General features: G+C 38.6%; 17 protein-coding genes. 14 read left to right on the top strand and 3 right to left on the bottom strand.

Annotated elements, in window-relative coordinates:
- The first annotated feature begins 228 nt into the window (after nt 1–228).
- From Q0K35_RS08035 to Q0K35_RS08045, 3 genes are all read left to right on the top strand, one after another.
- Nucleotides 229–1,122 carry an alpha/beta hydrolase gene (locus Q0K35_RS08035; RefSeq protein ID WP_294562137.1) on the top strand — a complete coding sequence of 298 codons (894 nt, stop codon included), beginning with the start codon at nt 229–231 and terminating at the stop codon, nt 1,120–1,122.
- Between the two features lie 162 nt (nt 1,123–1,284).
- Nucleotides 1,285–3,033, top strand: a complete 1,749-nt coding sequence (locus Q0K35_RS08040) for an ABC transporter ATP-binding protein (protein WP_294562138.1) — start codon at nt 1,285–1,287, stop codon at nt 3,031–3,033.
- An 11-nt stretch (nt 3,034–3,044) separates the two neighbouring features.
- The gene (locus Q0K35_RS08045; RefSeq protein ID WP_294562139.1) at nt 3,045–5,087 is read left to right on the top strand and encodes an ABC transporter ATP-binding protein; all 2,043 of its coding nucleotides are present in this window, start codon (nt 3,045–3,047) and stop codon (nt 5,085–5,087) included.
- 133 nt (nt 5,088–5,220) lie between these two features.
- Here the strand turns inward: Q0K35_RS08045 and Q0K35_RS08050 are convergent, their stop codons facing one another.
- Nucleotides 5,221–5,817 carry a hypothetical protein gene (locus tag Q0K35_RS08050; protein ID WP_294562140.1) on the bottom strand — a complete coding sequence of 199 codons (597 nt, stop codon included), beginning with the start codon at nt 5,815–5,817 and terminating at the stop codon, nt 5,221–5,223.
- Nucleotides 5,818–5,898: 81 nt separating this feature from the next.
- Here Q0K35_RS08050 and Q0K35_RS08055 point away from each other — a divergent pair, with 81 nt between their 5' ends.
- The 4 genes from Q0K35_RS08055 to Q0K35_RS08070 are packed head-to-tail and all read left to right on the top strand — an operon-like array spanning nt 5,899 to nt 8,553.
- Nucleotides 5,899–6,123: a hypothetical protein gene (locus Q0K35_RS08055; RefSeq protein WP_294562141.1), complete on the top strand. Its 225-nt coding sequence runs from the start codon at nt 5,899–5,901 to the stop codon at nt 6,121–6,123.
- Nucleotides 6,110–6,994 carry an ATP-binding cassette domain-containing protein gene (locus Q0K35_RS08060; RefSeq protein WP_294562142.1) on the top strand — a complete coding sequence of 295 codons (885 nt, stop codon included), beginning with the start codon at nt 6,110–6,112 and terminating at the stop codon, nt 6,992–6,994. The genes Q0K35_RS08055 and Q0K35_RS08060 overlap by 14 nt, the downstream gene beginning before the upstream one ends.
- Nucleotides 6,978–8,249: an ABC transporter permease gene (locus tag Q0K35_RS08065; RefSeq protein ID WP_294562143.1), complete on the top strand. Its 1,272-nt coding sequence runs from the start codon at nt 6,978–6,980 to the stop codon at nt 8,247–8,249. Before Q0K35_RS08060 ends, Q0K35_RS08065 begins: the two co-directional genes overlap by 17 nt.
- The gene (locus Q0K35_RS08070; RefSeq protein WP_294562145.1) at nt 8,236–8,553 is read left to right on the top strand and encodes a hypothetical protein; all 318 of its coding nucleotides are present in this window, start codon (nt 8,236–8,238) and stop codon (nt 8,551–8,553) included. Before Q0K35_RS08065 ends, Q0K35_RS08070 begins: the two co-directional genes overlap by 14 nt.
- 5 nt (nt 8,554–8,558) lie before the next feature.
- Here the strand turns inward: Q0K35_RS08070 and Q0K35_RS08075 are convergent, their stop codons facing one another.
- Both Q0K35_RS08075 and Q0K35_RS08080 read right to left on the bottom strand, forming a co-directional pair.
- Entirely contained in the window at nt 8,559–10,214 is a 1,656-nt protein-coding gene (locus Q0K35_RS08075; RefSeq protein ID WP_294562146.1) for a hypothetical protein, read from the bottom strand.
- 22 nt (nt 10,215–10,236) lie between these two features.
- Nucleotides 10,237–11,493, bottom strand: a complete 1,257-nt coding sequence (locus Q0K35_RS08080; protein ID WP_294562148.1) for a replication-associated recombination protein A — start codon at nt 11,491–11,493, stop codon at nt 10,237–10,239.
- A 90-nt stretch (nt 11,494–11,583) separates the two neighbouring features.
- On the opposite strand from Q0K35_RS08080, the gene dtd reads away from it, so the two are divergent.
- The 7 genes from dtd to Q0K35_RS08115 all read left to right on the top strand — a co-directional run.
- Nucleotides 11,584–12,042, top strand: coding sequence for a D-aminoacyl-tRNA deacylase (dtd, locus tag Q0K35_RS08085; RefSeq protein ID WP_294562149.1), 459 nt, complete (start codon nt 11,584–11,586; stop codon nt 12,040–12,042).
- A complete protein-coding gene (locus tag Q0K35_RS08090; RefSeq protein ID WP_294562151.1) occupies nt 12,032–12,883 on the top strand; it encodes a bifunctional 5,10-methylenetetrahydrofolate dehydrogenase/5,10-methenyltetrahydrofolate cyclohydrolase in 852 nt (283 codons plus the stop codon). Before dtd ends, Q0K35_RS08090 begins: the two co-directional genes overlap by 11 nt.
- Nucleotides 12,884–12,885: 2 nt before the next feature.
- Nucleotides 12,886–13,086 carry a DUF951 domain-containing protein gene (locus Q0K35_RS08095; RefSeq protein ID WP_294562152.1) on the top strand — a complete coding sequence of 67 codons (201 nt, stop codon included), beginning with the start codon at nt 12,886–12,888 and terminating at the stop codon, nt 13,084–13,086.
- 48 nt (nt 13,087–13,134) lie between these two features.
- On the top strand, nt 13,135–14,238 hold the full coding sequence (gene ychF / locus Q0K35_RS08100) for a redox-regulated ATPase YchF (protein WP_294562153.1): 1,104 nt from the start codon (nt 13,135–13,137) through the stop codon (nt 14,236–14,238).
- Nucleotides 14,239–14,306: 68 nt separating this feature from the next.
- Nucleotides 14,307–14,630 (top strand): cyclic-di-AMP receptor, encoded by a 324-nt coding sequence (locus Q0K35_RS08105; protein WP_294562154.1) that lies wholly within the window; start codon nt 14,307–14,309, stop codon nt 14,628–14,630.
- A 138-nt stretch (nt 14,631–14,768) separates the two neighbouring features.
- On the top strand, nt 14,769–14,924 hold the full coding sequence (locus Q0K35_RS08110; protein WP_294562155.1) for a hypothetical protein: 156 nt from the start codon (nt 14,769–14,771) through the stop codon (nt 14,922–14,924).
- A gap of 107 nt (nt 14,925–15,031) precedes the next feature.
- On the top strand, nt 15,032–15,127 hold a 96-nt coding region (locus Q0K35_RS08115), incomplete at its 3' end, for a class II fructose-bisphosphate aldolase (protein WP_294562156.1).

Consider the following 15,127-nt stretch of genomic DNA (forward strand, 5'->3'; position numbering starts at 1 on the left):
TCCTATGACCTTGTAGGAATACTCCCCGCGTCTTTACTGATTGACCTGCAAAACGGAGAAACGGCATAGCCGAAGCTACGCCGTTTCCTGAAAACATTCTTATGCTGTTTTATGCGTGCCGCCCCGAAGTGAACCTCTTTTTCTTTATATATATACCTTTCTTGAATGTTGAAAAAGATAAATATGTTATAATATTTTGTAGAAAAAATAAAAATAAAGGAGAATACAATGATTCAAAAAAAGTATGAAATAAAAGACAGCGCTTATTTAACAGCCTATCTTCATGAATCAGATAAGAGCAGACCTGCCATCGTCGTCATTCCCGGAGGGGCTTATATGCTTGTAGGAAGCAATGAAGGAGAACCGGTTGCTCAAGCATTTTATGAAAATGATTTTCAGTCTTTTGTTTTTTCTTATTCTACCATTACATCTGATTTGATGAAAAAGCATCCGGATTGGACATTTGATGAAGCCATTGATGAGGGAGAACGATTGATTTATAACAGTGATCATGTATCTTCGAATTATCCTAACTCACTTGTAGAATTAGCGATGGCCATGAAACTGATCACTGATCACGCAGATGAAATGCATGTCGATGTTTCTAAGATTGCAACGATCGGGTTTTCTGCCGGAGGTCATTTGAGTGCAGTCTATGGAAACTGGTGGAATGAGGAATGGTTATTGGAAAAAGCAGGATTATCAAAAGGTATTCAGCCATGGTTTCAGGTCATATGTTACGGGGTAACAAGGCTTGATGAAGATTATTTGATGTGGCTGAAAGAGAATCAGCCGGGATTGATCAAGATGTATAAAGCATTTTATAATACGATCGATCCTGATAAAGAGATTATGGATGAGTGGAGTCCTGTGAATACAGTGAATCAGAATACACCACCTACTTTTATCTGGCATACGGCTAAAGATGAACTTGTTCCAATTGGGCAATCACTTGATTATGCAAAGATGCTTCAAGAGAAGCATGTTCCGTGGGAAGCTCACTTTTATGAACAGGGCAGTCATGCATTGTCATTGGCAAGTGAACGGACAGGAACCAATGAATCTCATGTTCAGACATGGTTTGATTTACTGATGGAATGGGTTAAATACTATCGTAAATAGAGAAGCTTATTTTATGAGCTTCTTTTTTTGATTGATATAAGATAAATGAATTACACGAGGATGAAAACACTTTCTTTTTTTGTGATTTAAAGCATCAAGGATACTTGAAAAAAAATTCAATTGGAATTACAATATATTCATTGCAGCTGTGGGGGTGAATGTATGAAAAAGAAGGGTGTTTTGTTTCCGTATATATGGAAATATAAGATCCCTTATGTAATTGGTCTATTGACTTTGCTGATGGTTGATTATGTCAACTTATTCATTCCACAAATTACAGGTGAAATTACGGATGGCTTATCTTCTTTTACCCTTGATTTGAATGGTGTGCTTCAGTTGATTTTAGCTCTTTTGGGAGTAGCTTTGCTGATTACGATAGGACGCGTTTTCTGGCGTGTTTTTATTTTTGGTACTTCCCGAAAAATTGAAAATGAATTACGTAATGACATGTTTTCTAAATTGGAAGAATTGTCACAGACATATTTCAATACACATAAAACAGGTGATTTGATGACTCATTTCACAAATGACTTAGAAGCTTTGCGAAATTCAATCGGGCCGGCAGTGATCAGCAGCTTTGATGCGATCGTGATGACAGCCTTGGTATTGTATCAGATGATGGTATATGTTGATTTTAAACTGACATTGCTGACGTTGATCCCAATGTCGCTGATTGCCATCGGTGGTTATTATTTTGGTGAAGAGTTTGAACGTCGTTTTGCGAAAAAGCAGGATGCTTTTGCGAAGCTGAGCGATCATGTACAGGAAAGCATTACGGGTGAGCGTGTCATCAAAGCTTTTGTACAGGAGGAAAAGCAGGATAAAGCTTTTCAAAAGGTTAATGATTATAATAAGAAAATGAATATGCGGGTCGTAAAGTTAATGGCTACTTTTACGCCTTTGATGGACTTTATCATTGGCTTGAGCTATGTAATTACGATTATCTATGGTGGTTATCTGGCTTTGACTGCTCAGATTACCTTAGGCCGTTTTGTGGCATTTAATCAATATCTGGGTATGCTGGTATGGCCGATGATTGCTTTAGGAGACAGCATTACTTCTTTCTCACAAGGAAGAGCAGCGATTGGACGTATCAATCAGGTGTTTGATGAAATACCGGATATCGTGGATGATGAGCATCCGTTAGATATAAAAGAATTATATGGTGATATCTCGATCCGTCATCTTTCCTTTAGCTATGGTGATGAATTTCAGGATGCTTTAAGTGACTTGTCACTTGAGATCAAACGTGGTGAAACTTTGGCAATCTTAGGTCGTACGGGAGATGGAAAGACGACCTTGGTGAATTTACTTTTACGTTTATATGATATCAGTGAGGGTGAGATCTTATTTGATGGTCATGATATAAAGAAAATACCACTGCATGTATTAAGGAGCAGCATTGCTTATGTGCCGCAGGATAGTTATTTGTTTAGTGACACGCTGGAGAGAAATATTTCTTTTGGAAAACGAAATGCGACCCATGAAGAGGTCGTTGAAGTATGTAAGATGGCTTGTGTGCATGACAATATCATTGATTTTCCTGAAGGTTATCAGACGGTTGTCGGTGAGCGTGGCGTGACGCTTTCAGGTGGCCAGAAGCAGCGTTGTGCGATTGCCCGTGCCTTGTTAAAGGATTCTCCGATCTTGATCTTGGATGATTCCTTAAGTGCAGTTGATACGGATACAGAAGATCAGATATTGGAAAATCTGAAAAAGAAAAGAAAAGATAAAACTACGATCATGATTGCTCATCGTATATCAACGGTGAAGAATGCAGACCATATCTTAATTCTTGAGGAAGGCAAGAAAGCTGAATATGGAACCTTTGATGAGCTGATGGCATTAGGCGGTATCTTTAAGGAAATGTATGATAAACAGCAGCTGGAGAAACAGCTGGGTGCTGAGTAAAGGAGGATAACATGGCAGAAATGGTTGAAGAAAAAGTTGAATCCGAATACTCCGGCAGCATTACCAAACGTCTGATGGCATATATGAAGCCATATACGAAGCAGATGGTGTTGTCGATCATACTTGTTTTATTGATTACGGTGTTTGAATTGCTTCGTCCAATTTTAATTGGTGATGCAATTGATACGTATATTGAAGGATATAACCAGCCTTATGCAATTGTGGAAAAGAGCGATCTTTCCTTTCAAGGTGAATATCTTTCGAAAGATTTAGAGGGAGCTGATTGTTTTGCTCAGCTTTTGATGTATGAAGATGAATATTATTACTTTACCGATTTAAATGCCCAGGAAAGTGAAGAACTGCATGAAATCAGTCTGGGAAGTGTCGTGCCGGAAAGCGTGACGAAGGATGGTATGGTGATAGCGGGAATCAGTGGTGAAAAACTGGACGCTGATGAATTGAAAGTACTGCGTAATAATGATTTTCATGGAATCATTCGTATAGGTATCCTTTATACCATCATACTGGTATTGAATCTTATCTGTACTTTTGTTCAGACATGGGTATTGCAGCTGACGGGTCAGAATATCATTTATGAAATCAGAAAGGAAATCTTTCATCATGTACATTCGCTGCCACTGCGTTTCTTTGATACTCATCCGGTAGGACGAATCGTAACAAGAGCGACGAATGATGTGGAATCATTACATGAGATGTATGCAACGATTTTGATTCGACTGTTCAGAAATTCAATAAAGATTATTGGTCTGGCTGTCGTTATGTTAAGCATGAATCTGACCTTGGCATTATATTCATTTATCTTGGTACCGGTAATTGCCGCATTGACCGTTGTATTTAAACGGTTATCTCGAAAGATCCATCGTGAAATCCGTACAAAGATCAGTATGTTGAATACTTTCTTATCTGAAAATATTTCGGGTATGCGTCTGATTCAGATATTTGCGAATGAGAAAATGAAATATGATGAATTTAAAGATAAAAACAGTGAATTGTATCGTGCAAATATCAAGCAGATGAGCGTGTTTGCGATATTTAGACCGTTGATTTATTTTCTAAGTCAGCTGGCTTTGGGCATTGTTTTATATATGGGTGGTATGAATGTATTGGACAGTACCCTGACGATCGGAATCTTATATGTATTCATCAATTATATTTCTAATTTCTTTGAACCGATACAGGATCTTGCGGAACAGTTTTCAACATTGCAGAATGCCTTTGCCAGTGCAGAAAAGATATTTACGATCCTTGATGAAAAGAATACGATATTGGAAAAGGAAAATCCGGTCATTTTGGATGAGATCAAAGGTAAGATCGAGTTCAAGCATGCATGGTTTGCTTATGAAAAAGATGATTATGTATTAAGAGATGTTTCGTTTATAATTCATCCGGGGGAGAAAGTAGCCTTTGTTGGGGCGACCGGTGCCGGAAAATCTTCAATCTTAAATCTGATCGGCCGTTATTATGATATTCAAAAAGGACAGATTCTGATTGATGATGTCGATATCAAGGATTTAAGTATTGCACAGATTCGTGAGGCCATCGGTCAGATGCAGCAGGATGTCTTTATCTTTACAGGGGATATCAGCAGTAATATCCGATTGTTGAATGATGATATCAGCGATGAAACGATTGTGAAGAGTGCCCAAACGGTCAATGCAGCTCATTTTATCGAACATTTACCGGAAGGTTATCATGAGCCTGTCAGTGAAAGAGGATCGACGCTTTCAAGCGGACAGCGGCAGCTGCTCTCCTTTGCGAGGACACTGGCTTTTGATCCGAAGATTCTGGTCATGGATGAAGCGACAGCTAATATTGATACCGAAACAGAACAATTGATCCAGCAAGCCCTGGAAAGACTGATGGAAGGAAGAACAACGATCATGGTAGCTCACCGTTTAAGTACGATCCAGCATGCCGATAATATCATCGTCATGCATAAGGGAAAGATTCGTGAAATGGGTACGCATCAACAATTGCTTCAAAATGATGGTATTTATAAGAAGCTGTATGATTTACAGTTGTATTCTGTATAATGCTGAATCAATCGTGTATTAGATACATTATTCAAATAGTAAGTCAAAGTGGATGATTGAGATCGTGATAACGATCAGGTCATCTGCTTTTTTTTATTCAAAAGAAATAAATATTATATTTGATGTCAATTATTTATCTTTTCATAAAACTTTCCAAAAGTTTATAGTTTTGTCGAATGCTAAGCTTAATGATCTGATGCAGCGGTATGAACTTTATATAGGAAAGATCACTGGAAAGCTTAAAAGAATCAAGAGATCCTTCATAAATCAGATAAGGCTGTAAATGATTCATAAGCTCTTGAACATCGTTAAAGGAAAAGGTCAGATTGCTTTGTTGGAGGATCGCATCAATAAAAGAAAGACAGGTATAGGCATTTTTAATATCAATACGTTTATGTAAAGGAGTTAGGAGGGCATTTATCGTATGATAATAGTATTTTTGAGGATGTGATTCAATATTGATGATGAAATGTTGGATATTTTCATAGGATTGATCATCCAATGATATTTTATATAACCTTATATCAGCGTTATCATATCTTTCTATACATTCATGGATAAAACCGCCATAAAAGGGTGTTGAATAATAGTAGCGGGCAAAAGAAAGCAGTATATCGAGATCAGGATGAAAGGAAAAGGAGAGATGATTGTAGGATGTATTTGTTACTTTACGGATGATCTTTCCTATATGTCCGTTTGTGGCGGACAAAACGATATATATTTCTTTCATTGATGAATTATATCAAAAAATTTTGTCGAAAAGTGGGAATTTTAGTCGTTTAGTGGATATATAAGAGTAGAGGTGATAAGAATGCTGCAAGAAAATATATTAAAAAGAAGATGTCGGCAGACATTGTATGCTGTTTATTCAGATTATTTGGGAGATGATAAAAAGAAAAGGTTCGATGAAATCAAAGAAGGTGACCCGTATTTAAATCAGATCATTGATGAAGTGATGCATTATGTTGTCTATGACCTTCCTTTACAGCCTTTGATTTTAGATGTGATCCATGGAGCAGGGCATGCTGAGCATTGAACATCTGACCAAATACTATGGCAGTAAAGTGGGAGTGAAAGATCTTTCTTTTAAAATCAAAAAAGGCAAGATATTAGGTGTCCTTGGCAGTAATGGCAGTGGCAAGACGACGACCTTTCGTGTTCTTTTAGGACTGATTGAAAAAGATGAAGGAAAGATCACATATGAGGGACAATTACTTGATTTTTCAGATAAATGTCTTTTTGGTTATCTTCCTGAGGAAAAAAGCATGCTTCGTGATCTTAAGGTAAAGGATCAGATTGCTTATCTGGCAAGCTTAAAGAAAATAAAGCAGGTGATGATTGAGGAACAGATGGATTATTGGCTGAAATATTTTCATATCGAACGTTATCGCAATGCCAAGGTTCGTTCTTTATCAAAGGGAAATATGCAGCTGGTACAGCTTGTGTGTGCACTGGTCCATCAGCCTAAGATCTTGATCTTTGATGAGCCTTTGAATGGTCTTGATCTGGAAAATGTAGGTTTATTTAAAAGATTGTGTGAAAAGCTGAAAAAGGAAGGGCGGATCATTCTTATCAGCTCTCATCAGTACAATAACATTGAAGATCTGGTTGATGATGTGGTCTATCTTTATCGGGGTGATACTTGTTTCAAAGGGAATTTAAAGAATTTGAAAAAGAAATATCCGCAGCGGATTTTAATTTTAGATGAGGATATCATTGATGAAAAAGACAGTGGTGTGATCAGTGTGGAAAAGCTGGGTCATCTGTATCATGTAAAGCTTGAGAATGAACATGTCGCAAGTCAATATGTACGTAAATTGATGAGAGAAAAGATCAGCTGTTTTTCATTGGAAATGGTATCGCTGCAAATGATGATCCGGGAGGCGCTGCATGAAAGAACTCGTTAAGTTTTCATTAAAAAGACGTTTTTGTAATAGTGCTTCTATCTTATTGAATGTATTATTATGCCTGGCGGTATGCGGAGTCTTATTTGCAGACAGGCTGATACAGCTTGTCAATCCTTCCCTGTTAGAAAGACAGAAAATTTATGTCAATGTTGATGAAAGGGTTGAAGCTGCTTTATTGAATATGGAAAGCGGATTGGATATCATCATAGATAAAGGTTCAAGCAAAGATCTTTTAGATAAAGATCCAAAAGCCTATGTTTTGTATTATGAAGATGGCTATAAATTAGCCAGTCAGTATGAGGTGCCCAAGGAAGTGATGGCTCTTGTCGGATCACTGATCGGTGATGTTCATCGTGAGCTGATGCTTAATGAAGTGTTGAGCATTGAAGAGATGGAGATCATGAATCAGTCTTTTCAGGTTGAAAATGTTGTGGAATATGAGAGCGTTCAAATGAATGGTGATAAACAAAATTTGATTTTTATGGTCATTACCTCTATTTATTTTACGATGCTTTCTTTTTCAACCTCTGTTGCGAATGAAGTGATCTATGAGAAAAGCACGCGTCAGCTGGAGCTGATTCTTACAAGTGTAAGTGCGAAGACACATTTTTTATCAAAGATGGTCGTTGGGTGGCTGGCAATTTTAATACAGGCTTTGCTTCTGGGTAACTATCTGATTGCTGCTGGTTGCATGCGTATCTTTTATGATGGCGGGAGAGGTCTGATCGTTTTGATTCGCCAATGGGGTTTATTTATGATCGAACAGGAAACGATCGTTGAATTTTTAGGCAGTATTCCCTTTGAAGCAGATTTTATGATCAAGCTCTTTTTTATCTTGTTTTTTCTGATGATGGGAATTTTGCTTTTACAGATGGTTTTGGTTGTCATTTCCAGTTTTATTGCTAATATTGAGGAAGCCGGAAATGTACAAGGTCCTTTTTATCTGATCCTTTTAGGAATCTATTATTTTGCCTTGTCTGTGAATACACCTTATCAGATGAGCGTGGGGATCGGATTTGTTTTATCCTTCTTTCCGTTTTTAAATATGCTCTTTATGCCTTGTCGTCTTTTGATTCAGAATGTGAGTATGATCGAATTATCTTTGTCGGCGTTGATTTCTACTATTTTTATGATGCTGATCTTATCAAAAGGACCGATCGTTTATCAAAGGGGCGTCTTGGATTATACGAGCAAGGGATTTTTAGGTGTCATGAAAAAAGCTTTGAAAAGAGGTGACAGCAGTGAAAAGAAATGAGGTTTATGAAACATTTAGTGGTCTTATTTTAGTCGTGATGGTGGGTTTGACGTATGCATGTCCTTATAAAAAAATTGCAGCAGGTTTTTTCCTGCTGCTTGGAGTGATCGTATTTTTATCATTGTCTTATGCTTCTTGTAAGAAAATCGGAAATCTTTCCTTGAGTCTTATCAAATGCGAGTGTATGGGCGTAACTCTTGTGATGATGATTTCTGCATTGACGGATATTCATTTAACACAGCTTTTGATCTTGATGATGCTGTTTCTTTTGATTACGGCATTTAAAGAAATCAGCAGAGCATGAAGCAGTTATTTTGATAATAAGATACTTCCGCCGATAAATTCCCGTAAGATAGATTGATTGGCAATGGCGGAATCATCTTCGATCTTTTCAAAAAATCGTAAGAATGAAAGCATTCTTTGAGCTTCGGCATACTCTTTTTCTTCGGGATGAACGCTTTCTAAAAGAGGTTGAGCATATTTTTTTAGAACAGCAAGCTCATAGATATAATTGGTATTGAAGAAGATATCAGCCTGATCGATGAAAGGAAAGATATTTTGGTCTTCGCCTTTGCGTACTTTTGGCCAATCGCAGATCGTCTGACTGGCAGGGCGTCCTCGGAATTGGTGATCGCGGACAAGCCTTCTTAACATTCTCGCATCTGTTGTCGGAATACGGTTGATATGATCGATGTTCAGGGATGTCAAAGGACTGATGTATATCTTAAACTTTTCGTTATCATTGATGTCTTTTGTTAATATCTGATTGAGTGCATGGATCCCTTCAATAACGATCGGCTGATTTTTGTCAATCGAAACGATCCGCTGTCCGAAGATCTTTGTCCCGTTGATGAAGTCAAAGGCAGGCAGATCTACTTTTTGACCGTTAAGAAGGTCATTGATTTGTTTATTGAAAAGGTCAATGTCAACAGCTTGGATGCTTTCATAGTCTTTTTCGCCATTCTCATCCAAGACAGTTTCACTTCTTTCTACGAAATAATCATCGGTTCCTAAATAAAGAGGTTTTAAACCAATGACACGCATTTGAATACACAGTCGTTTCGCAAAAGAAGTTTTTCCTGATGAGGAAGGACCGCATATCAGGATGATGCGTTTATTTTCCTGTTTGATCTGATCCGCGATATCTGAGATCTTCTTTTCATGGAGTGCTTCCTGTAACATGATCAGATCCTGATAATCATTGTTTTTGATTTTTTCATTTAAATCTGCAACGTAGCTGACTCCCATCAATCTTTCCCATAGGGTTGCTTCTGAAAAAGCATCATAGAGAAGTTTCTGGTCTTCATAAGGAGGCATTTCATCTGGCTGGCTGATATGTGGATATCGAAGCAAGATGCCATTGCGATATTTTTTTAGTTCAAAGAGCTCTAAATAAGAAGTGTTGGGTACAAGAAGGCCATAAAAAAGCTCTTTATAAGAATCAAGCGAATATACCTCAACATCTTGAATGTTTTCTGAGGAAAGGATCAGACGGCTCCTATCTCTGCTGTTGAAATAATTGACAAGCTGTAAAAGCTCTTTGCGATGAATATGTTTTTTTGTGATGGGCAGCTGTGCGTCAACGAGTTCTCTCATTCGCTTTTCGATTCGTTTAATATCCTCTGCAGTTATATTTCCTTTGATCGTGGTATATAACCCCTTGTTCAAAGAGTTGGATACGTTGACCTGTACATTGCCCAGAATGTCAAAAACAGCTTTTTCATATAAAAGGATCAAGCTGTTTTGATAGACAAGCCAAGCATAGTTATCACTCATGTCAAGAAATTCGACATGACATGGGCGGGTGATCTTATGATTCAGATCACGATAACTGTTGTCTACTTTGCAAAGCAAGACTTTCTTTGTGTTTTTTTCGTTTAAACTAAGATATAGCTTTTCAGCGGTAATGCCTTTTTCAACATCAACGCAATAACTGTTTTTAGAATGAACGATATGGATGATCATAACTACAACTCCTTCAATTATTTTATTTCTTTTTTAACAGATCGATGCGATTTGTACGTTTGGTCTGATTGATCTTTTCATAATTTGATGCCAGCGTTTTTTCATAGGTACTGGTATTTTCGGGAATATAGAATTTCGCATCTTTGATCTTATCCGGCAGATACTGCAGCTTTGGCCAGATATCGCTGCGTCCATAATCATATTTTAATTCTTCACGCATGTTCACAGGAGTGAAACGCAGATAATCAGGGATTGGCAAGGTCTGTTTCTTTAATGATGCCAGGGCATTATCGATTGCCGTTTCTGCTGATTTTGATTTTGGGGATAAAGTAAGATCGATGACTGCCTGACTTAAGATGATGCGTGCTTCCGGGAAGCCGACGCGTTTTGCGGCATCTACGGCAGTCACACAGCGGGCGACAGCGGCCGGATTGCCAAGTCCGATATCCTCATAAGCAGTAGTGATCAGTCTTCTTTCAATTGAATCCATGTCGTTTGCCAGGATGAGGCGTCCAAGATAATAGAGGGCAGCATTGACATCACTGCCACGGATGGATTTTTGAAAAGCGCTTAAGGTATCGTAATGACCGTCATCATTTTTATCGATGGCAAAATTAGGGATCTGGGTGAATTGGAGGATCGTGTCACGGGTAATTTTATGATCCTCACAGGCAAACGCACAGATTTCCAAGATATTTAAGGCATAACGGATATCGCCGTTTACATGACGGGCAATGATATATGCTGCATCATCATCAATCGTTACTTCATTTTTTAAGCCTTTTTCACTTTGTATGGCATGATGGATGGCTGTGACGACATCCTCTTCGGAATTGCTTTTTACTTCCAAAAGGTGACAGCGTGAACGAATGGCAGGATTGATGACAAATAAGGGATTGCCGGTCGTTGCACCAATCAGGATAATGGCGCCGCTTTCCACATAGGGAAGCAACAGATCCTGTTTATCTTTGTTGAGGCGGTGCACTTCATCAATGATCACGACCAGACCATTAAAAAAGCGGCTTTCCTCAAACAACTGATCTAATTCTTTCTTATTGCCGGTAACGGCATTGAATAAACGAAAGGGAAGTTCGCATTCGTTGGCAAGCACACGTGCCAATGTCGTCTTGCCGCAGCCGGCAGGACCATATAAAATCATTGAAAACAGTTTTTTATTTTCAACACATTTCCTTAAAATTCCATTTTTTCCGATCAAATGCTTTTGTCCGATCACTTCATCCAGGCGTTCGGGACGCATTCTGTATGCTAAAGGTTCCATGTGTTTATTCTATCATAAAATATCGCTCTTTTTAAGTAGTGAGCGGTTTCTTTCAAACGCAATTTCATGTATAATGATAACGGTGATATCATGAGAGTATTGTTACAGAGAGTGGCATATGCAAGCTGTCGGGTAAATGATCAGATAACGGGTAAAATTGAACGAGGCTATCTGCTTCTTGTAGGTATTACCCATACAGATGATGAAAAGGTTGCAGATATGATGGCCGATAAAATTTATCATTTGCGGATCAATGATGATGCGAATGGAAAAATGAATCTTTCGATCGAGGATGTACAAGGAGATATTTTGTCTGTTTCGCAGTTTACCTTGTATGCGAATTGCGTAAAGGGAAGACGTCCGGGTTTTGAAATGAGTGCCGATAAACAAATGGCAAGTGATTTATATGATTATTTCAATGATGCGCTGAGAAAAAGAGGACTTCATGTTGAAGAGGGGATCTTTGGTGCAGATATGAAGATAGAATTGTTGAATGATGGTCCGATTACGATCATGCTGGACAGTGAGGTGCTATTCAATGGAAAATAAATGTATATATGGAAAAGATATTGCAGAAAGATTGGATCAAAGAACCATTGAGTTTGTGGAAGAATGCCGCAGCAGAGGACGAAGGATTCCTAAGCTTGTCTGTATCGCTGTCGGAAATCATCCTGCAAGCGTCGCTTATATGAAGGGCCTTCAAAAAAAATGTGACAAAGTAAAAATTGAGCTTGAAACGATCGTTTTAGATGAATCGATCGGTGATTTTGAATTGATTCGTACGATTCACAGCTATAATAAGATGATCAGTATTGATGGCATTCTGCTGCAAATGCCGCTGCCTTCCCATATGAACCGGGAAAAAATCGTGTTAGAAATTGATCCTTCAAAGGATGTAGATGGGCTTCATCCTTTGAATACAGGGCTTTTTTATCAGGGACAGCCGACTTTTGTTCCATGTACGGCTTTGAGTGCCATGGAATTCATTCATGCAGTTGATTTAAGCCTGGACGGTAAAGAAGTCGTTGTGGTAGGACGCAGCAATGTGATCGGGAAGCCGGTAGCACAGTTATGCCTGAATGAGCATGCCAGCGTTACCGTGGTACATTCCAAAAGCTTAAATATTGAAAGGATCTGTTCTCATGCCGATGTGCTTATCGCGGCAGCAGGCGTTCCTAAGATGATCAAAAAGAATTGGTTGAAAAAAGGTGCGGTAGTAATTGATGTAGGTATTAATTATGATGAAGATGGAAAGATGTGCGGTGATGTTGATTTTGATGATGTCATCGATCAGGTAAGCAGGATATCGCCGGTACCCAAAGGTGTAGGTGTAGTTACGAACTCAATGCTGATGAGAAATCTGATTTTTGCTTATCAGAGAAGGGGGTAAATATGGAATACGATTTAAATGATATTGTGGAAATGAAAAAAGAGCATCCTTGTCATAAAAGCAAGTATTGGAAGATCATTCGTAAAGGAGCGGATATTCGTATCAAATGTCAGGGATGTGGTGCCAGCGTGTTGTTTCCGAGAAGCGAATTTGAGAAAAAGTGCAAGAAAGTTGTACAAAGAAGTCAAACTCCTCTTGAATAATGAAGAAGAAATGATTAAACTAAGGGAAGAAATTTGAGGTGAGGAAGTATGCCGTTAACAGCGGGAATCGTAGGCTTGCCGAATGTAGGAAAGTCTACGCTATTTAATGCAATTACGAAAAGTCAGGTTGAAGCTGCCAACTATCCGTTTGCGACGATTCAGCCGAATGTAGGTGTCGTGGAGGTGCCGGATGCACGTATCGATCGTCTGGCGGAGATCTTTCATCCGAAAAAGAAGATTTACACAACTTTTGAATTTACGGATATCGCAGGTCTTGTAAAGGGTGCCAGTAAGGGTGAAGGTTTAGGTAATCAGTTTTTAAGCAATATCCGTACATGTGATGCGATCGCTCATGTGGTACGATGCTTTGATGATGCAAACATTACCCATGTAGAGGGCAGTGTCGATCCGATTCGTGATATCGAGATCATTAATTTGGAACTGACATTGGCCGATTTACAGACCGTGGAAAATCGTATCAGCAAGGTAGAGCGTAAGGCTTTGACGACAAGAGATAAGGATGCCATGGCTGAGCTTGAGGTATTAAAGAAATTACAGGCCGTGCTTTTGGAAGGCAAAGCGGCCAGAAGTGTTGATTTGGATAAGGAAGAATATCTTCTGGTGAAAAATTATTCTTTATTGACCTTAAAACCGATGATCTATGTTGCGAATATGAGTGAAGACGATATTGGTGATCCTCAAAGCAATGGATACTATCAGAAGGTATGTGAATATGCTGCAAGTGAAAATAATCTTGTTATTCCGATCAGTGCAAAAATCGAAGAAGAACTTTCTGAAATGGATAAGGAAGATAAGGAAATGTTCTTACAGGATCTCGGTATTGAGGAAAGTGGTTTGGACAAGGTTGTCAAAGCGGCTTACAATATCCTTGGCTTATGTACCTTCCTGACAGCCGGAGAAGATGAATGTCGTGCATGGACGTTTAAAAAGGGTATGAGTGCTCCTGAATGTGCCGGAATCATTCATAGTGATTTTCAAAGAGGCTTTATTAAAGCAGAGGTTTATCGCTTTGAGGATATCGATCATTATGAAAGCGAAGCTGCGATCAAAGAAGCAGGAAAGCTTAGAATCGAAGGAAAAGATTATCTTGTTCAAGATGGAGATGTGGTGCATTTTAGGTTTAATGTCTGATTAATGACAATTTGTTCACATGATGAAAAGAAATTTATGGTATAATACATATATAGAGAGGTGATATAATGAAACTTATTTTAGCTATCATGTCAAATGATGATGCACCTACTGCATCAAGCGCCTTGACAAAAGAAGGGTACTCAGTGACTCGTCTTGCAACTACAGGAGGATTTTTAAGAGCCGGCAACACAACGCTTTTGATTGGTTGTGAAAATGAAAAAGTCGATAAAGCTATTGAAGTGATCGGTGAATATTCATCAAGAAGAACAGAGGTCGTACCTGCAACATCTTCTTATGATATCGGAAGATTTGCTTCATTCCCTGTTGAAGTACAGGTGGGTGGCGCAACGATCTTTGTACTGGATGTTGAAAAATTCTTGAAATTATAATCGATGAACAAACAGTTTTCATATTGTTGACGGGTTCTCATGTAAACTCAGGCTTGAAATCGAAGAGCTTGAGTTTTTTTCTGTCTACTTTCTGGTATATACCGGGCAACCAATTGAAGTATCAAAGGAAGGATAAAGATGAAGCTTGATGGAAAAGTTACAGTTGTTATGGTAGTTCAGGTGTCGGAAAAGCCAAGCTGTGCGTTATGTGAAAGAAGGGGCAAATGTCGTAATCGTCGGACGAAGAGAAGCGGTTCTATCTATGCAGTAGATGGCGTCATGGGTGCAAACTAAGACAAGTAAAGAAATTGCTGCTTTTCTTATATGGTATCTTCATTGAAGAAATAAATGGACTGCGTTATAATGGGGACAGCTGATAATAGCTGAAATGGAGTGGTGTTATGTTAGTAACAACGAAAGAAATGCTTCTTGAAGCACAAAAAAATCACTATGCAGTAGGTGCCTTCAATGTGGAAAATATGGAAATGGTACAGGCG

Source organism: uncultured Traorella sp., from assembly GCF_944327115.1.
Lineage (GTDB): Bacteria > Bacillota_I > Bacilli_A > Erysipelotrichales > Erysipelotrichaceae > Traorella.